The following is a 19,709-nucleotide window of genomic DNA, read 5'->3' on the forward strand; positions in this document are numbered from 1 at the left end:
GCTCGGGGAGCGCTGGCCTCGGTCGGCGCGGTTTCCAAATTTGCAACCGGAGGACAGAAGATGGCAGGCCATCACGGCAAATTCGTCTGGTACGAACTGATGACGACCGACACCCAGGCGGCAGAAACCTTCTACAAGGATGTCGTCGGATGGGACGCCCGCGACGCCGGCATGCCGGGCGTGAGCTATACCCTGTTTACCAAAGGCGAGCAGCAGGTCGCAGGCCTGATGACCATGCCCCAGGGCGCACTCGAGATGAACGTGCCGCCCGCCTGGCTCGGCTACATCGGCGTCGATGATGTCGATGCCGCGGCGGAGGATGTTGCTGCCAAGGGCGGCAAGATCCACCGCGCGCCCGACGACATCCCCGGCATCGGCCGCTTCGCTATCGCCACCGACCCGCATGGCGCGGTCTTCGCACTGTTCACCGGGATCGGCGCCCCTCCACCCGCTGTCGACCCGATGGCGCCCGGCCAGATCGGCTGGCACGAACTGATGTCCGGCGACCTCGACACGGCCTTCCCCTTCTATGCCGGGGCCTTCGGCTGGACCAAGGACCAGGGCATGGATATGGGCGAGATGGGCACCTATCAGATCTTTGCCATCGATGGCGCCCAGGCCGGTGGCATGATGACCAAGCCGAAGGACATTCCGTCACCCTATTGGCTCTATTACTTCAGTGTCCCAGCGCTCGACACGGCCATCGAGCGCATCAAGTCCGGCGGTGGCAAGATCGTGCTTGAGCCCATGGAAGTGCCGGGCGGGGCCTGGATCGTCCAGGCGCTCGACCCTCAAGGCGCCCTCTTCGCCCTGGTCGGCCAGCGCGGCTGAACGCCATTGAAACGGATCTGCCTGGCACCGCCGATGCGGGCCAGGCAGGTAGAACCGCTCTGGCACCGGGCGTCGGCACAATTCCATCAACGGCGCATGCCCTGCGCCGCGCGCATCCCTCAGTTGCGGTTTTACCCATGGTATTTTAGGGTATTTCAAGGATATTTAACACCTTATGCGATACTACTGCGGCACGTATCACTGATCGCGGAAAGCATTCGTTCTCCGCGGCAAGGAATTGTCGCGACCTCCGGTACGATGGCCGGTGCATTGGTGGACCAACTTCGCGCAAATGACCAATCACACCGACAATGAGCTAGAGGACCGCAAGAGCGTGGGGGACATTCGCTCGGCCAAGCTGCTTCGCCGCAAACTGCAGTGGCTGATTGGCATCGTGGTGGCCTGTACGGGTGTGCTGGCAACCGAAATCATTGCCGCATCCTACTCCGACTTCGTCATCGCCCGACGCAACCTTGTGGAAGTCATGGCGTTCTGCCGCGTTCTCGACACGGCGACCTATCTGTCGGCCGAGCGCGGACCGTCGAACGGGGTCATGGGCATCGGCGTCGCCACGGGCTCGGTTCAGGCACGCCTTGCCGAGTTCAGGTCGCGCAGCGACGCTGCCCTCTCTGAGATCATTGCCGGCGCGACCGATGGCAGCCGGTCGGAGCCGGCAGCGGCACTCTCCCCCATCCTGGCGGAAGTCCAGCGCCGCCTTGTCATCGCCCGCGCCGAAATCGACCGCATCGCCGCCCTGCCGCCGGAACGCCGCGACCTCAAGGAAATCCAGCTGGCGATCGAGGGCATGTTCGCGGTGATCGACGCGATGCGCCCCGCCTTCGACTGGAACATCCAGCGTCTGACCAACACCGATCCCGATCTGGCCGGCATCGCCATCGCCGCCCATATGCTGGCCAATCTGCGCGAGGACGGGGGCCGCCTTGCCTCACAGCTCATGGCTCCGGTCGCGGTCGGACAACCGCTGGAAGCCAGGAACATCGCAGACAGCGAGCGAACCCGCGGTCGCCTGCAGGAAATCTGGTCTGTCGTCGGCAGGCCGGGTGCGCTGCCGGGGCTGAAGCCGAAGAACATCGCCGATATCGCCGCCATTGAACACGAGTTCTTCGGCGAGGGTTTTGCGATCATCGACAGCGTCGTGTCGGTTGGCCGGCATACCGGGCACTACCCGATGACGGCGGAGCAGTTCACCGACCGCTACGTTCCGAAAATGAAGCCGCTCGAAACCCTTCGCCGCGATTTCATGGATGCAACGGTAGAGCGGCTCGCCAGCAGCAAGACTCAGGCCTCGATCAAGCTGACGATCGCCAGCACGGCAACCTTCGCCCTGTTCATCGTCCTTCTCATTCTCATGCGTCGCGCACGGTCGCTGGTGTTCGAGCCGCTGCTGCTCGCCCGCCACAGCATCATCGAACTTGCCAACGACCGCCCGATCGCCCGATTGAGCGGCAAAGGCGGCGAAGGCGAAATGGGACGGCTCTTCGATGCGATCGACGTGCTGCGCGTGAGGCTCGACGAGCGCACGCTCCTGATGAAGCATCTCGAACGCCAGGCCGAAACGGATGAATTGACCGGCCTGCTCAACCGTCGCGCGCTGGAACTCATCGGCGGCGCCGAGGATGCAGCAGGCAACGACAAGAACGCCTGTCTCATCCTCATGGATATCGACCACTTCAAGCAGATCAACGACACGCACGGCCATCTCGTCGGCGACATCGTGCTGAAGGAAACCGCCCGTATCATTCGCTATTCCGTGCGCTCGTCTGACCTGGTGGCCCGTTTTGGCGGCGAGGAGTTTGCCGTCATCACGCCTGGCGACGATCTCGAGGCAGCCCGCGCCCTTGCCGAGCGCATTCGCTCGAACCTGGCGCGCGCGCCGATCACCCTTGCCGATGGCCGGGAACTGAACGTCACCGCAAGCTTCGGCGTCGCCGGCGCCGACGCCAATCCGGGCTGGAAAGGCCTGATCGAAAGCGCCGATACCGAACTCTACCGCGCCAAATCCGCAGGTCGCAATCGCGTTTGCGGCTAGCCCTGGGCTCCCGTCGCGTCATCAGCCGGAAAGCCGTGCCCGCCCTGCCAGAAAGTCGAGCATCACCCGGACGCGGGACGGTAGCGCGCCGCCCTGCCCTTGAAACACCGCATGGAAGGTTTCTCGATCCCCCGGATTGAGATGTTCGACAAGCGGCACCAGCCGGCCGGCAGCGATGTCGTCGCGAACGGTGAAGGTCGCCATCCTCGCCAGTCCGACGCCGGTAAGCGCCAGACGACGCAATCCTTCCCCGTCGCTGACGCGCACCTTTTCACTCGGCGGCACCAATATTGCTTGGCCATAGGATAACAGCGGCCAACCGTCGACTGCCCGCGCATAGCTCAGGCTCAGGCGATTGTGCGCCCTTAAATCGTCAAGGGTCTCGGGCCGGCCGCAACGTTCGAGGTAGGACGGCGCGCCGACGATGGTCATCGACGTGCTGCCGAGCTTGCGCGCAATCAGCCTGGAAGCCTTAAGCGGCCCTGCACGGATCGCGATGTCGACGCGCTCCGCCATCAGGTCGACGACGGCATCGTTCTGGATGATATCGACCGAAAGATCCGGATATGCGCTCAGCAATTCCGGCAGCAGCGGCATCAGCACATGGGCGGCGAAAGATGCGCTGGCATTGATGCGGACACGCCCGGCAGGCACATCGCCGACAGCCGCCTGTCTCTCCGCGTCGTCGATATCGGCGAGAATGCGGGCCGCCCGCTCATGAAAGGCACAGCCCTCCGGCGTCAGCTGCAATTGCCGCGTCGAGCGGTTGATCAGCCGAACGCCGAGCCTCTCTTCCAGCCGCTGCACCAGCTTGCTCACCGCCGACGGCGTCATGCAGCATTCGCGCGCCGCCGCCGAGAAACCGCCGAGTTCGACAGCCCTGACGAAGACGGCCATTTCGCCGGAGCGGTTGATCGCGTTTCGAGACATGTGACTTCAACTCACAAATGATGTTCCTGCAGATGGTCTACCTCTCAAATGGCGGAGACACCATCTTCCCTTTGCCAAGACAGGCATGGACAGCAACGAGGAGTTCGAATGATGGAATACAGACGGCTTGGCTCATCAGGATTGAAGGTTCCGGCGCTGAGCTTCGGCGCCGGTACGTTCGGCGGCAAGGGCCCGCTTTTCAGCGCCTGGGGCAATAGCGACAATGCCGAGGCGCGCCGTCTCGTCGACATCTGCATCGAGGCCGGCGTCAATCTGTTCGATACGGCCGATGTCTATTCCGATGGCGCCTCCGAACAGGTGCTCGGCGCGGCCATCAAGGGACGGCGCAACGACGTGCTGATCTCGACCAAGATGTCGCTGCCGGTGGGTGATGGCCCGAACGACGCCGGCTCCTCCCGCTCCCGGTTGATCAAGGGTGTCGACGATGCCCTGCGCCGCCTCGGCACCGATTATATCGACCTCATGCAACTGCACGCCTTCGATGCCGGCACGCCGGTCGAAGAGGTGCTTTCGACCCTCGATACCTTGGTACGCGCCGGCAAGCTGCGCTACGTCGGCGTCTCCAATTTCGCCGGCTGGCAGCTGATGAAGTCGCTCGCAGCAGCAGAGAAGCATGGCTATCCGCGCTATGTCGCCCACCAGGTCTACTATTCGCTGGTCGGGCGCGACTATGAATGGGAGCTGATGCCGCTTGGGCGCGATCAGGGTGTCGGCGCACTCGTCTGGAGCCCGCTCGGCTGGGGCCGGCTGACCGGCAAGATCCGGCGCGGCCAGCCCTGGCCGGAAGGAAGCCGCCTGCACGATACGGCCTCGTTTGGTCCGCCAGTTGAGGACGACACGCTCTACGATATCGTCGACATGCTCGACGAACTGGCCGGCGAGACCGGCAGGACCATTCCGCAGATCGCCATCAACTGGCTGCTGCAGCGCCCGACTGTGTCGAGCGTCATCATCGGGGCGCGCAACGAAGAGCAGTTGCGCCAGAATCTCGGCGCTGTCGGCTGGTCGCTGACCGCAGAGCAGATCGGCCGGCTGGACAAGGCCAGCGGCAAGACACCCGCCTATCCGCACTTCCCCTATCACCTGCAGGAAGGCTTTGCCCGACTGAACCCGCCGGCCGTGTGATCGCCGGTCCCGACGGCAGACGCGCCGGAGAAATCCGGCGCCGTCTTTCGCGCTTGCTTTCTCTCTTCGCATTGCACAAACTTCCCGGGAATGGCGCGCAATACCAACCTGCGCCGATATTGACCTCTTGCGCCGGAGCGATTTTGGTTTTCGGCAAGGAGAGAACCGGAAGCGGACCCAAGCGGTCCGGTGAGGATCATCGACGCTGTCCGGGGGCCAAAAGCGCCCTGCCCTTCGAGTGGGCCGTCTGTCGGCGAACGGCAGCGTCGCAATCCTCGACCGATGCCAAGGCATCGCTCTGCGGTATGCTCCTTGCCGGCTGACCGCAGACGGTCCCACGCAAGAGGCCAATATTGGCGAAGGTTGGTATCAAACCTGCCATCAAGGGGACAAAATCCGGTATGTCGATCAAGGCCAGTATCTACCACCTGACCCACTATACCTATGACCGGCCGATCCGGCTTTCACCGCAGATCATCCGATTGAAACCGGCGGCGCACTCCAAGACCAAGGTCATCAGCCACTCGCTGAAGGTTTCGCCGGCCAACCACTTCGTCAACCTGCAGCAGGATCCTTACGGCAACTACCTCGCCCGCTACGTCTTCCCCGACCCGGTCACCGAGTTGAAGATCGAAGTCGATCTCGTTGCCGACATGACGGTCTACAATCCCTTCGACTTCTTCATCGAGGAAGAATCCGAGCACTGGCCCTTCGCCTACCCGGAGGACCTGATCGACGACCTGAAGATCTACATGACGCCGGAACCGATGGGGCCGGCGCTGTCCTCGTTCATGGCAACCGTCGACCGCTCCCGCCAGCGGACCATCGACATGGTCGTCGGCCTCAATGCCCGGCTGCAGCAGGAGGTCGGCTATGTCATCCGCATGGAGCCCGGCGTCCAGCTGCCCGAGGAAACGCTGACGTCGGCCAGAGGGTCGTGCCGCGATTCGAGCTGGCTGTTCGTCCAGATCCTGCGCAATCTCGGCTTTGCCGCCCGCTTTGTCTCAGGCTATCTCATCCAGCTGGCGCCCGATCTGAAGGCGCTCGACGGTCCCTCCGGCACCGAGCACGATTTTACCGATCTGCACGCCTGGGCCGAAGTCTACCTGCCGGGCGCCGGCTGGGTCGGCCTCGACCCGACCTCCGGGCTCCTGACCGGCGAGAGCCACATTCCGCTGGCCGCCACGCCGCATTATCGCAACGCCGCTCCAATCTCAGGCGGCTTCTTCGGCGATCCCGAGACCCGCACCGACTTTGCCTTCGACATGAAGGTCTCGCGCGTCGCCGAGCATCCGCGCATCACCAAGCCGTTCTCCGACGAAAGCTGGGAAGCGCTGAACGCGCTTGGCAATCACGTCGATCGGGTACTGTCCGAAAACGACGTGCGCCTGACCATGGGCGGCGAGCCGACCTTCGTGTCGATCGACGACTTCGAGGCCGAGGAGTGGAACACCGAGGCCGTCGGGCCGACGAAACGCGAGAAGGCGGATATCCTCATCCGCCGGCTGCGCGAGCGCTTCGCCCCCGGCGGTTTCCTGCATTACGGCCAGGGCAAGTGGTATCCGGGCGAAAGCCTGCCGCGATGGACCTTCTCGCTCTACTGGCGCAAGGACGGCGTGCCGATCTGGCGGCAGCCCGATCTCATTGCCGAGGAGAACGGGCGTCACGACGTGACGGCAGAGGACGCCGAGCGCCTGCTGCATGTGGTGGCGGCGGAATTGAACGTGCCGACGGAGATGGTGGTGCCGGCCTTCGAAGATCCGGCCGACTGGCTGCTCAAGGAGGCGAACCTTCCCGACAATGTCGATCCGGCCAACTCCAAGCTGAAGGACCCGGAAGAGCGCAGCCGCATGGCCCGCGTGTTCGAGCGCGGCCTGACGGCACCCACCGGCTATGTGCTGCCGGTGCAGGCCTGGAATGCGCGCGCGACCGGCGTGAGGTGGATGAGCGAGAAGTGGCAGACGCGCCGCGGCCGCATCTTCCTTGTCCCCGGAGACAGCCCCGTCGGCTACCGCCTGCCGCTCGGCGCCCTGCCCCATGTCCCGCCGTCGGCCTATCCCTACATCCATCCTGTTGACCCGACCGTTCCGCGCGACGATCTGCCGGATTTCACTGAGACCAGCGTGCGCCCGCAGCATTCACGCTTTCAGGCGACGGAAGGACCGGAAACACCGCAGGCGCAACCGCGCGACGAGATCGCCGGATTGGTGCGCACAGCCATCAGCGTCGAGCCGCGCGACGGCAGGCTCTGCGTCTTCATGCCGCCGACGACAAGCATCGAGGAATATCTCGACCTGATCGCGTCGACCGAGCGGGCGGCTGCCGCCCTCGGCCTGCCGCTTCACATCGAAGGCTACGCGCCGCCGCACGACGAGCGCATCAACGTCATCCGCGTCGCGCCCGACCCCGGCGTCATCGAGGTCAACATCCATCCGGCCGCCAGCTGGCAGGAGTGCGTCGATATCACCACGGCCGTTTATGAAGAGGCGCGCCAAAGCCGGCTCGGCGCCGACAAGTTCATGATCGACGGTCGCCACACCGGCACCGGCGGCGGCAATCACGTGGTCGTCGGCGGCGCCAACCCCAATGACAGCCCGTTTCTGCGCCGGCCCGACCTGTTGAAGAGCATCGTGCTGCACTGGCAGCGCCATCCGTCGCTCTCCTACCTGTTTTCCGGCATGTTCATCGGCCCGACGAGCCAGGCGCCGCGCATCGACGAGGCCCGCCACGATCAGCTCTACGAGCTGGAGATCGCGCTCTCACAGGTGCCGCTGCCCGGCTCCGCAACGCCGCCGCCCCTGCCCTGGCTGGTAGACCGGCTGTTCCGCAATCTGCTCGTTGACGTTACCGGCAACACCCATCGCGCCGAAATCTGCATCGACAAGCTGTTTTCGCCGGATGGACCGACCGGCCGTCTTGGCCTCGTCGAATTCCGCGGTTTCGAAATGCCGCCCAATGCCCGCATGTCGCTTGCCCAGCAGTTGCTGGTGCGCGCGCTCATCGCCCGCTTCTGGAAGCATCCGCTCGACGGCCGGTTCGTGCGCTGGGGCACCGCGCTTCATGACCGCTTCATGCTGCCTCATCACGTCTGGCAGGATTTTCTCGAAGTCCTTGCCGACCTGCGCGCCCACGGCTTCGACCTTCGGCCGGAATGGTTCGAAGCCCAGCTCGAGTTTCGCTTCCCCTTCTGCGGCGAAGTCGAATACGAGGGCGGCAAGCTGGAAATCCGCCAGGCGCTGGAACCCTGGCATGTCATGGGCGAACAGGGGGCGATCGGCGGTACGGTGCGCTATGTCGACAGCTCCGTCGAGCGGCTGCAGGTCAAGCTCGATACGCCCAATCCCGAGCGCTACACCGTCACCTGCAACGGCCGTCCCGTGCCTCTGGCCAAGGCCGGCACCAACGGCAGCGCCGTTGCCGGCGTCCGCTACAAGGCCTGGCAGCCGGCAGCCGGTCTTCACCCGGTTTTGCCCGTCAACACTCCCCTTACATTCGATATCTATGATACATGGTCGAATCGGGCGATTGGCGGATGCGTCTACCACGTCGCCCATCCGGGCGGGCGCAGTTACGAAACATTTCCGGTCAACGGCAACGAGGCAGAAGCGCGGCGATTGGCGCGGTTCGAGCCATGGGGCCACACCCCGGGAGGCTATCTGCTTCATCCGGAAAGCCCGTCGATGGAATTTCCGATGACGCTTGATCTCAGGCGTCCGCCAGGAGCGTAAATGGCGAAGAAGCAGACAGCAGCGGCAGACCGGCTGGGTATCGATGACGATCCGGTCTTCGGCTACCGTGCCCTTCCGGGCATTGCCGACGAGATGCTCGACGCGCAAGGCAATGTGCGGCCCGTCTGGCAACGGCTGCTTTCGACGCTTGGCCGCCTCGACGAAACCGAGCTTGCCAACCGCTTCGCGCGCGCCGATAGATACCTGCGCGACGCCGGCGTCTTCTACCGGGTCTATGGCGGCAAGGACAGCTCGGAGAGAAGCTGGCCGCTGTCGCATATCCCGGTCCTGATCGATGAGAATGAATGGGCGACGGTCTCGCAAGGGCTCATCCAGCGGGCCGAACTTCTGGAAAAGGTGGTCGCCGACATCTATGGCGAAAATCGCCTGGTGCGAGAGGGTCTGCTGCCTCCGGCCCTGGTCGCCTCCAACCCTGAATTTCTCCGCCCGCTTGTCGGCGTCAAGCCGGCCGATGGCCATTTCCTGCAGTTCATCTCCTTCGAGATCGGCCGCGGGCCCGATGGCAACTGGTGGGTGCTTTCGGACCGCACGGAGGCGCCGTCGGGCGCCGGCTTCGCGCTGGAAAACCGGGTTGCCACCACCCGGGCCTTCTCCAATCTCTACGCCGAAACCCATGTGCATCGCCTTGCCGGCTTCTTCGGCGCCTTCCGCGACACGCTGCAGGCGCGCAAGCTGCATCCGGACGACCGCATCGCCGTGCTTTCTCCCGGCATCGCCAACGAGACCTATTTCGAACACGCCTACATTGCCCGCTACCTCGGCTTCATGCTGCTCGAAGGCGAAGACCTGACGGTTGTCGGCGGCCGGGTGATGGTGCGCACGGTCGCGGGCCTAAAACCGGTCGGCGTGCTCTGGCGCCGCCTCGACGCGGCCTTTGCCGACCCGCTCGAACTGAATCAGTCTTCGCATATCGGCACGCCGGGGATCGTCGAGGCTCTGCGCGCCGGGTCCGTCGCCATCGTCAACGCGCTCGGCTCCGGCATCGTCGAGACGCGCGCCTTTCTCGCCTTCATGCCGGCGATCTGCCGGCATCTGCTCGGCGAAGACCAGAAGCTGCCGTCGATCGCCACCTGGTGGTGCGGCCAGACGTCCGAGCGGGCTCAGGTTGCCGCCAACATCGATCGCATGGTCATCGGTCCGGCCTATGCGACCCGCCCCCTGTTCGACGACAACGGCCAGTCGGTGCTCGGCGCGTCTCTGGCGGAAAAGGACGCGGCATCGATCGCCCACTGGCTCGATGCAGAGGGAGGCAAGCTCGTTGGCCAGGAGGCGGTGACGCTGTCGACGACACCGGCCTGGGTGCGCGGCCGACTGACACCGCGCCCGATGAGCCTGCGCGTCTTTGCCGCCCGCACCCGCGACGGCTGGCAGATCATGCCCGGTGGTTTCGCCCGCATCGGCTCCGGCGATGACGTTGCCGCCATCGCAATGCAGGCAGGCGGTACCGCCGCCGACGTCTGGATCGTCAGCGACCGGCCGGTCGAACGTACGACGCTTTTGCCGGCGGAAGAAAGCTTCACCCGCAACATGCCGGGAAGCCTGCCGAGCCGGGCTGCCGACAACCTGTTCTGGCTCGGACGCTACATCGAGCGGGCCGAAGGGGCGTTGCGCATCCTCAGGGCCTGGCACGGCCGGTTTGCCGAGACCGCCGACCCGAGCCTGCCGCTGCTGCAGGATGTCACCGACTACCTGGCGGCGTTGGATATCGATACCCGCCAGGCTGTGCCCGACAGCCTGCTCGCCAACATTTCAAGCGCGCTCTTCAGCGCCGGCAATATCCGCGACCGCTTTTCGCCGGACGGCTGGCTGGCGCTCAACGACCTGTCGCAGACGGCGCGCAAATTCCATGCAACGGTGCAATCAGGCGACGACGCGACCCGCGCCATGACCGTGCTGTTGCGCAAGCTTGCGGGCTTTGCCGGGCTCGTGCACGAAAACATGTACCGCTTCACCGGCTGGCGCTTCCTGTCGATCGGCCGCTATATCGAGCGCGGCCTGCACATGACGCGGTTGCTCGGCCATATGTCCGGCCCGAACGCGCCCGATGGCGCCTATGACATGCTGCTTGAAATCGGCGACAGCGTCATGACCCATCGACGGCGCTACAACGTCAACACCGCAGCACTCACCGTGACCGACCTTCTGGCGCTCGACCCGCTCAACCCGCGCTCGGTGCTCTACCAGCTGAACGAGATCAAGACCGAGGTCGAGCTTCTGCCGAACGCCTGTGTCAACGGCCAGATGTCGCCCTTCTATCGCGAGGCGATGCGCCTGCATTCCGGTCTCGCTGTCATGACGCCGGAGGCCATGAACCTCGGCGTCTACAACAGGCTGGAACGGGATCTGGAAGAACTCTCCAACATTCTCGCCAACACCTATCTCGGCTGACCGGCAGGACGCGCCCATGCTCTACGACATCAGCCTGAAGATCACCTACGGCTACGAAGTGCCCGTGTCCGGCGGGCGCCATCTGGTGCGCGTGCTGCCCGCGACGCTGCCCGGCCGGCAGAGGCTCGTCGTCGGCTCGCTGAGCTGCCATCCGGTGCCGGCGGAACGCTCCGAAAGCGTCGACTTCTTCGCCAATCCCTTCACCGCCATCCTGTTTCGCTCCGCCCATGACGACCTCGTGATCCGCATGCAGGCGCGCGTACATGTGGAGCCGCTGCCGCTGACGGCCGACTTTTCAGCAGATCTTTCCCGCCTGCCGATGGAGCTGGCCGCCTGCTGGTCGGTCGACCCGGAAGCGCCGCATCATTTCGTCGGCCCGAGCCCGCTGCTGGCAGACGTGCCGGAAATCGAGGCCTATGCCCGGGCTGTCGTTACCCCCGGCATGACCATCCGCCAGATTGCAACGGCGATCTGCGCCCGCATCCACCGGGACTTCGTCTACGATGCCGAGGCGACGACGGTGAACACCACGGCGGCCGAAGCCTTCGAGCTGAAGCGCGGAGTGTGCCAGGATTTCACCCATGTGATGATCGTGGCGCTGAGAAGCCTCGGCATTCCCGCCGGGTATGTTAGTGGATTCTTAAGGACGATCCCGCCTGAAGGCAAGGAGCGCCTGGAAGGGGCCGACGCCATGCACGCCTGGGTTCGTATCTGGTGCGGCACCACCGCGGGCTGGCTCGAACTCGATCCAACCAACAATATTCCCGCTGGAACCGATCATATCGTCGTCGGCCATGGCCGGGACTACGGCGACGTCGCGCCCGTCATCGGCGTCTTGAAGAGCTATGGCGGACAGAAGACCGAACAGGCCGTTGACGTCATTCCGGTCAACTGACCCGTTTCGAGACATCGTATTCCCGTTTTCAAACACCGCGGCATCGCCGGAACCTGCTGTAAGCACTGGATTTCCGGCATTCCGCTAAAATTGAATCTTTCACCTGAACGATATCGTAAGCCATCGCGGCTAATGTCGCCTCAAGCTTGCAACGTGTTCCTTGGGGTGTGCAGAGATGGGAAAACGATCCACGATCAACCGGTCCTTCATGGCTATGCTGAAGGACCGTGGCGGCAATTTCGGCATAATGGCAGCCTTGGTAATGCCATTGATCCTTGCCGCCGGTGGCGTCGCCATCGACATGGCCAAGATGGTAACCACCAAAAACCAGATGCAGGATGCGGCCGACGCGGCGGCACTCGCGGCAGCCTCCGCTCTGGTATCGAAGGAAAAGCCCGATATCGCGAAGGCCAAGGAAATTGCGACAAACTTCCTGAAGGCTCAAACCGCCGGCAATGTCGTCGACGTTCCGGGCAGCGACGATGGCGCGTCCGGCAGCAGCTCTCTCGCAGCGGCCAAATCGGCAGCGCCTGAAGAGTTGGAGGTCAACTCCTCGACGGTCGACATTCTCGAGACCGCCAACGGCGCGACCGGCAAGGCCTTCAAGGTGACGGTCGCCAACAAGAAGACCATTCAGTTCAACGCGATGACACGCCTCCTTGGGCAGGATTCGATACTGCTCGAGACGCGGGCTACGGCGGAAAGCGCCACCGAAACCAAGAACGCGCTGTCGATGTATCTCGTGCTCGACCGTTCCGGATCCATGGCCTGGAAGACCAACACCAAGGATACGACGAAGACGTCGTGCCCGAACTACACCGAGGCGAACTGGAGCAAATACCCGAACCTCAAGGCAAGCAGCCCGTGCTATGTCACCAAGGTCGATGCCTTGAAGACGGCCGTCAAGGATCTGCTCGCACAGCTCAAGACGGCCGATCCGAAGGATCTCTATGTCCGCACGGCAGCCGTTTCCTACAATTCGGCGCAGGATACGGCCGGTAGTCTCGATTGGGGCACGACGGGAACCGCAACCTACGTCAACGCCCTCGTTGCAACCGGCGGCACCGCATCCGGCAATGCCTTCAAGACGGCTTACGGCAAGGTCATCGCGACCACCGAGGACACGGCGCACAAGACCAAGAACGGTCAGGTCGCCACGAAGTACATCGTCTTCATGACCGATGGCGACAACAACAACACCAGCGACGATACCGTGACGCTGCAATGGTGCGACACGGCACGCAAGAACAACGTTCAGGTCTACACGGTCGCCTTCATGGCACCCGACCGCGGCCAGAAACTGCTCAAGGCCTGCGCCACGACTGCCGCCAACTACTTCGAGGCAGACGAAGCTGCCGATCTGATCGCAGCCTTCAAGGCGATCGGCGAGAAGGCCTCGGCCATGGCGACCCGCCTGACCAAGTAAACAAACAAAAGCGCGCAACACTATGCCGTCCGGTCCAGCCGGGCGGCATTTTTCGTTGGCGGGACCGCCAAAGCTTCAGTGCACCAACCCACATCCCTTCTATTCAGGCAATTCTAATCCTTTTAAAAACAGCTGTTGCAAGCGCTTCGGATCGATGCATAAATTGCCCATCCCCGGTCGGTTCCGGCCTGCGACCTCCCAACGCAAAAGGGTAAGACAGTTCTGATGATGAACAAGATTTCCGCCAACGAACTGCCGCAGCCCGCACTTCGTTCCTCCGAACCCGATCAGCTTGCAGTCGAAATTCTCGAACGCTTGAAGTACCGCATCGGCAAGGATCCGAAGGTCGCGAAGCCGCATGACTGGCTGACGGCGGCTATCCTCGTGGTGCGCGACCGCATCACCGACAAGTGGATGGACTCGACCCGCCAGACCTACGCGACCGGCGCCAAGCGCGTCTATTATCTCTCGCTCGAGTTCCTCATCGGCCGGCTGATGCGCGATGCCATGACCAATATCGGACTGATGGAGGAGATGCGCGATGCGCTCGCTTCGCTCGGGGTCGATATCGACGTCATCGCCTTGCTGGAACCCGACGCGGCGCTCGGCAACGGCGGCCTCGGCCGTCTCGCAGCCTGCTTCATGGAATCCATGGCGACCGTCGACGTTCCGGCCTACGGCTACGGCATCCGCTACATGCACGGCCTGTTCCGCCAGCAGATGGCCGATGGCTGGCAGGTCGAACTGCCCGAAACCTGGCTTGCCCACGGCAACCCCTGGGAGTTCGAGCGGCGCGAAAGCTCCTATGAGATCGGCTTCGGCGGCATCGTCGAAACCGCCAATGTCGACGAGGAAATCCAGCGCTTCGTCTGGAAGCCGGCGGAACGCGTGATCGCCACCGCCTTCGACACCCCGGCCGTCGGCTGGCGCGCCAAGCGCGTCAACACTTTACGGCTCTGGACGGCCCAGCCAATCGACCCGATCCTGCTCGATGCCTTCAACGCCGGCGACCACATCGGCGCGCTGCGCGAAAGCAACAAGGCCGAAAGCCTGACCCGCGTGCTCTATCCCGCCGACGCGACACCGGCTGGCCAGGAGCTTCGGCTGCGTCAGGAATATTTCTTCTCGTCGGCCTCGCTGCAGGACATCCTGCGCCGCCACCTGCAGCAGTATCCCGATTTCACGTCCCTGCCCGATGCGGTCGCGATCCAGCTCAACGATACACACCCGGCGGTCTCGATCGCCGAACTGATCCGGCTCTTGACCGACATCCACGGCCTCGATTTCGAACAGGCCTGGGACATCACCCGCCGCACCATTTCCTACACCAACCATACGCTGCTGCCGGAGGCGCTCGAGAGCTGGCCCGTGCCGCTGTTCGAACGGCTGCTGCCGCGCCACATGCAGATCGTCTATGCGATCAACGCCAAGATCCTGATCGAGGCGCGCAAGCAGAAGGGCGCCACCGACCAGGAGATCCGCAACATCTCGCTGATCGACGAAAGCGGCGAGCGCCGTGTGCGCATGGGCAACCTTGCCTTCGTCGGCTCGCATTCGATCAACGGCGTCTCGGCGCTGCACACGGAACTGATGAAGGAAACGGTGTTTGCCGACCTGCATCGGCTCTACCCCGATCGTATCAACAACAAGACCAACGGCATCACCCCACGCCGCTGGCTGATGCAGTGCAATCCGGGCCTGTTCAGCCTGATCCGAGAGGCGATCGGCGACGAGTTCATGGACAATACTGAGGCGCTTCAGGCCCTCGATGCCTTCGCCGACAAGCCGGATTTCCAGGAGCAGTTCGCCGCCGTCAAGCGCGCCAACAAGGTCAAGCTCGCACAGCTCGTGCAAAGCCGCCTCGGCATCAGGCTCGATCCCTCGGCGATGTTCGACATCCAGATCAAGCGCATCCACGAATACAAGCGCCAGCTTCTCAACATCATCGAGGCGGTCGCGCTCTACGACCAGATCCGCTCGCATCCCGAGCTTGACTGGGTGCCGCGCGTCAAGCTGTTTGCCGGCAAGGCGGCGCCGAGCTACCACAACGCCAAGCTGATCATCAAACTGGCCAACGACGTCGCGCGTGTCGTCAACAACGACCCGGCCGTCCGCGGTCTCCTGAAGATCGTCTTCGTGCCCAACTACAACGTCTCGCTGGCCGAGATCATGGTTCCCGCCGCCGACCTGTCCGAGCAGATCTCGACTGCCGGCATGGAGGCGTCTGGCACCGGCAACATGAAGTTCGCGCTGAACGGCGCACTGACGATCGGCACGCTCGACGGCGCCAATGTCGAGATGCGCGACTGGGTCGGCGAGGAGAACATCAAGATCTTCGGTCTGACGGCCGAGGAAGTCACCAATGCCCGTGCCGAGGGGCACAATCCGCGCGCCATCATCGAGGGCTCGCGCGAACTGTCGCAGGCGTTGCAGGCGATCGCTTCGGGTGTGTTTTCGCCCGACGACCGCAACCGTTTCACCAGCCTCGTCGACGGCCTCTACAATCACGACTGGTTTATGGTGGCGGCCGATTTCGAAGCCTATGCCAAGGCGCAGCGTGAAATCGACCAGCTGTGGACGACGCCGTCGGCGTGGTATTCGCAGGCCGTGCGCAACACCGCGCGCATGGGCTGGTTCTCGTCCGATCGTACCATCCGGCAATATGCCGGGGAAATTTGGAGAGCCGGATGACCCCTTCGGCCGGCAAGGACCCGGAACCTGCAGCCTCAGCCCTGCTGTCAATGCCGGCCATTGCGGCCATTCTCACGGGCACGCATGACGATCCCTTTGCCGTTCTGGGCGTGCATCCGGCGGGGAAAAACTACGTCGCCCGCTGCTTCATCCCGGACGCCGTCAACGTCGTCGCGGAAACGCTGGCGGGCAAGGAACTCGGAACCCTCGAGCGGCGCGACGACGCCGGCTTCTTCGAGGGACCGGTCGCTCTGCGCAAGATCCAGCCGGTGCGTTACCGCGCGCGCAACGATGGCGGCGAGTGGATCGTCGTCGATCCCTACAGTTTCGGCCCCGTGCTCGGTCCGATGGACGACTACTACATTCGCGAAGGCTCGCACCTGCGCCTGTTCGACAAGATGGGCGCGCATCCGATCGACCATGAAGGCGCTCAAGGCTACCATTTCGCCGTCTGGGCCCCGAATGCCAAGCGTGTCTCGGTGGTCGGCCAGTTCAACGACTGGGACGGGCGGCGCCATGTCATGCGGCTTCGCACCGACACCGGCATCTGGGAGATCTTTATCCCCGGCGTCGAGGCGGGTCTTGCCTACAAGTATGAGATCCTTGACCGCCAGGGCACGCTGCTGCCGCTGAAGGCGGACCCCTTCGCGCGCCGCTCGGAGCTTCGGCCCAACACCGCTTCGGTGACGACGCCCGAAATCGCGCAGGTTTGGGAAGATGAGGCGCACCGTGCGCACTGGGCATCGACTGATGCCCGCCGCCAGCCGATCTCGATCTACGAGGTGCATGCCGGCTCTTGGCAGCGCCGCGACAACGGCGACATGCTCTCCTGGGACGAGCTTGCCGACCGGCTGATCCCCTACTGCGTCGACATGGGCTTTACCCACATCGAGTTCCTGCCGATCTCCGAGTTTCCCTACGACCCGTCCTGGGGGTACCAGACGACCGGCCTCTATGCGCCGACGGCACGCTTCGGCGAACCGGAAGGCTTCGCGCGGTTCGTCAATGGCTGCCACAAGGTCGGCCTGGGCGTGCTCCTCGATTGGGTCCCGGCGCATTTCCCGACCGATGAGCATGGCTTGCGCTGGTTCGACGGCACCGCACTCTACGAGCACGAGGATCCGCGCCAGGGGTTTCATCCTGACTGGAACACGGCGATCTACAATTTCGGCCGCCAGGAAGTGCTGTCGTTCCTCGTCAACAACGCGCTCTATTGGGCGGAGAAATTCCACGTGGACGGTCTGCGCGTCGATGCCGTGGCCTCAATGCTCTATCTCGACTACTCGCGCAAACACGGCGAATGGGTGCCGAACGAGTATGGCGGCAACGAGAACCTGGAGGCAGTCCGCTTCGTTCAGACGATGAACACCGAGATTTACGCCTCCCACAAGGGCATCCTGACGATTGCCGAGGAATCGACCTCCTGGCCAAAAGTGTCTCATCCGGTCCATGCCGGGGGCTTGGGTTTCGGCTTCAAGTGGAACATGGGCTTCATGCACGACACGCTGCAATATATGTCGCGCGAGCCGATCCACCGCCGTCACCACCACAACGACCTGACCTTTGGTCTGCTTTACGCCTTCAGCGAAAACTTCGTTCTGCCGCTGTCCCATGACGAAGTCGTGCACGGCAAGGGTTCGCTCATCGCCAAGATGACCGGCGACGACTGGCAGAAGTTCGCCAACCTGCGCGCCTATTATGCCTTCATGTGGGGCTACCCCGGCAAGAAACTCCTGTTCATGGGACAGGAATTTGCGCAGTGGCGCGAATGGTCGGAGGAGCGGGCGCTAGACTGGAACCTGCTCGAATATCACCTGCACGAAGGCATGCGGCGGCTGGTGCGCGACCTCAACGGCACCTATCGCTCAAAGCCGGCACTGCATGCCCGTGACTGCGAGCAGGACGGCTTCGAATGGCTGATCGCCGACGACCGCGACAATTCGGTCTTTGCCTGGCTGCGTAAGGCGCCCGGCGAGAAGCTCGTCGCCGTCATCACCAATTTCACGCCCGTCTACCGGGAAAACTACACGATCCCGCTTCCGGTCGCGGGTCGATGGAAGGAAATCTTGAACACCGACGCGGAAATCTATGGGGGGAGTGGCAAGGGCAACGGCGGCGCCGTTCAGGCACAAAAGGACAAGACAGGAGCACTGACAGCCACCATCACATTGCCGCCCTTGGCAACGCTGATGCTGGAACAGGATTAGTGCCTTTCCGGCAAGCCGTCCCAAGCGGTTTTCGTGGAAAAGGCGTCAAGAAATTTCGAGGGCCGCAAGGCGTCGCAAAGGTCGCCGTGACGATCCCGAGGAACAATCAATTTGGGGAGGACAAATGGTGGAAAAGCGTACGCAACCCTTGGCCCGTGATGCCATGGCCTATGTTCTCGCTGGCGGCCGCGGCAGCCGTCTGAAGGAGCTGACCGACCGGCGGGCGAAACCAGCCGTCTATTTCGGCGGCAAGGCCCGCATCATCGACTTCGCCCTTTCGAACGCGCTAAACTCCGGCATCCGCCGCATCGGCGTCGCCACGCAGTACAAGGCACACTCGCTGATCCGCCACCTGCAGCGGGGCTGGAACTTCTTCCGCCCCGAGCGAAACGAAAGCTTCGATATCCTGCCGGCAAGCCAGCGCGTTTCAGAAACGCAATGGTACGAAGGCACCGCCGACGCGGTCTACCAGAACATCGACATCATCGAGGATCACGGCGTCGAATACATGGTGATCCTGGCGGGCGACCATATCTACAAGATGGACTACGAATTGATGTTGCAGCAGCACGTCGATTCCGGCGCCGACGTCACCATCGGCTGCCTCGAAGTGCCGCGCATGGAAGCGACCGGCTTCGGCGTCATGCATGTCGACGACAAGGATCGCATCATCGCCTTCGTCGAGAAACCGGCCGATCCGCCGGGCATTCCCGGCAATCCCGGCATGGCGCTCGCCTCGATGGGCATCTACGTCTTCCACACCAAGTTCCTGATGGATGTGTTGCGGCGCGACGCCGCCGATCCGAAATCGAGCCGCGACTTCGGCAAGGATATCATTCCCTATATCGTCGAAAACGGTAAGGCCGTCGCCCACCGCTTCAACCAATCCTGCGTGCGCTCGGATTTCGAACGCGAAGCCTATTGGCGCGACGTCGGCACGATCGATGCCTACTGGCAGGCCAATATCGACCTGACCCACGTGACGCCGGAACTCGACATCTACGACAGCACCTGGCCGATCTGGACCTTTGCCGAGATCAAGCCGCCGGCAAAGTTCGTGCATGACGACGAAAACCGCCGCGGCTCGGCGACCTCATCGCTGGTGTCGGGCGACTGCATCATCTCCGGTGCTGCCCTCAATCGCAGCCTGCTCTTCACGGGCGTCCGCGTAAATTCATATTCGCGACTGGAAAATGCCGTCATCCTGCCCGATGTGAAGATCGGTCGCCGCACGTTGCTGAGCAACGTGGTGATCGACAGCCGGGTGGTCATTCCGGAGGGCCTCGTCGTCGGTGAAGATCCGGAGCTGGATGCCAAACGCTTCCGCCGTTCGGAAAACGGCGTTTGCCTGATTACCCAAACGATGATCGACAAGCTGGGAATGTAGGTCCGCCGC

At 63.3% G+C, this 19,709-nt stretch carries 11 protein-coding genes; 10 read left to right on the forward strand and 1 reads right to left on the reverse strand.

The annotated features are described in order from the left end of the window. Positions 1 to 60: 60 nt before the first annotated feature. Both HT585_RS22325 and HT585_RS22330 read left to right on the forward strand, forming a co-directional pair. Entirely contained in the window at positions 61 to 831 is a 771-nt protein-coding gene (locus HT585_RS22325; RefSeq protein WP_176354994.1) for a VOC family protein, read from the forward strand. A gap of 292 nt (positions 832 to 1,123) precedes the next feature. Beyond that, the gene (locus HT585_RS22330; protein WP_176354995.1) at positions 1,124 to 2,881 is read left to right on the forward strand and encodes a GGDEF domain-containing protein; all 1,758 of its coding nucleotides are present in this window, start codon (positions 1,124 to 1,126) and stop codon (positions 2,879 to 2,881) included. Positions 2,882 to 2,902: 21 nt separating this feature from the next. Here HT585_RS22330 and HT585_RS22335 read toward each other — a convergent pair whose 3' ends face one another. After that, a complete protein-coding gene (locus HT585_RS22335) occupies positions 2,903 to 3,811 on the reverse strand; it encodes a LysR family transcriptional regulator (protein ID WP_176354996.1) in 909 nt (302 codons plus the stop codon). A gap of 111 nt (positions 3,812 to 3,922) precedes the next feature. On the opposite strand from HT585_RS22335, the gene HT585_RS22340 reads away from it, so the two are divergent. From HT585_RS22340 to glgC, 8 genes are all read left to right on the forward strand, one after another. Further along, positions 3,923 to 4,957 carry an aldo/keto reductase gene (locus HT585_RS22340; RefSeq protein WP_176355130.1) on the forward strand — a complete coding sequence of 345 codons (1,035 nt, stop codon included), beginning with the start codon at positions 3,923 to 3,925 and terminating at the stop codon, positions 4,955 to 4,957. Positions 4,958 to 5,358: 401 nt separating this feature from the next. Beyond that, positions 5,359 to 8,685 (forward strand): transglutaminase family protein, encoded by a 3,327-nt coding sequence (locus HT585_RS22345; RefSeq protein ID WP_176354997.1) that lies wholly within the window; start codon positions 5,359 to 5,361, stop codon positions 8,683 to 8,685. Beyond that, positions 8,686 to 11,094, forward strand: a complete 2,409-nt coding sequence (locus HT585_RS22350; protein ID WP_176354998.1) for a circularly permuted type 2 ATP-grasp protein — start codon at positions 8,686 to 8,688, stop codon at positions 11,092 to 11,094. Between the two features lie 16 nt (positions 11,095 to 11,110). Further along, positions 11,111 to 11,989, forward strand: coding sequence for a transglutaminase family protein (locus tag HT585_RS22355; RefSeq protein ID WP_176354999.1), 879 nt, complete (start codon positions 11,111 to 11,113; stop codon positions 11,987 to 11,989). Between the two features lie 175 nt (positions 11,990 to 12,164). After that, entirely contained in the window at positions 12,165 to 13,415 is a 1,251-nt protein-coding gene (locus HT585_RS22360) for a TadE/TadG family type IV pilus assembly protein (protein WP_246707846.1), read from the forward strand. Between the two features lie 225 nt (positions 13,416 to 13,640). Then, a complete protein-coding gene (locus tag HT585_RS22365) occupies positions 13,641 to 16,106 on the forward strand; it encodes a glycogen/starch/alpha-glucan phosphorylase (RefSeq protein ID WP_425513774.1) in 2,466 nt (821 codons plus the stop codon). Continuing rightward, the gene (gene glgB / locus HT585_RS22370) at positions 16,103 to 18,313 is read left to right on the forward strand and encodes a 1,4-alpha-glucan branching protein GlgB (protein ID WP_176355000.1); all 2,211 of its coding nucleotides are present in this window, start codon (positions 16,103 to 16,105) and stop codon (positions 18,311 to 18,313) included. The genes HT585_RS22365 and glgB overlap by 4 nt, the downstream gene beginning before the upstream one ends. A gap of 124 nt (positions 18,314 to 18,437) precedes the next feature. Continuing rightward, positions 18,438 to 19,700 (forward strand): glucose-1-phosphate adenylyltransferase, encoded by a 1,263-nt coding sequence (gene glgC / locus HT585_RS22375; protein ID WP_176355001.1) that lies wholly within the window; start codon positions 18,438 to 18,440, stop codon positions 19,698 to 19,700. Positions 19,701 to 19,709: the final 9 nt, after the last annotated feature.

This window comes from Ensifer oleiphilus, from assembly GCF_013371465.1.
Classification (GTDB): Bacteria; Pseudomonadota; Alphaproteobacteria; order Rhizobiales; family Rhizobiaceae; genus Ensifer; species Ensifer oleiphilus.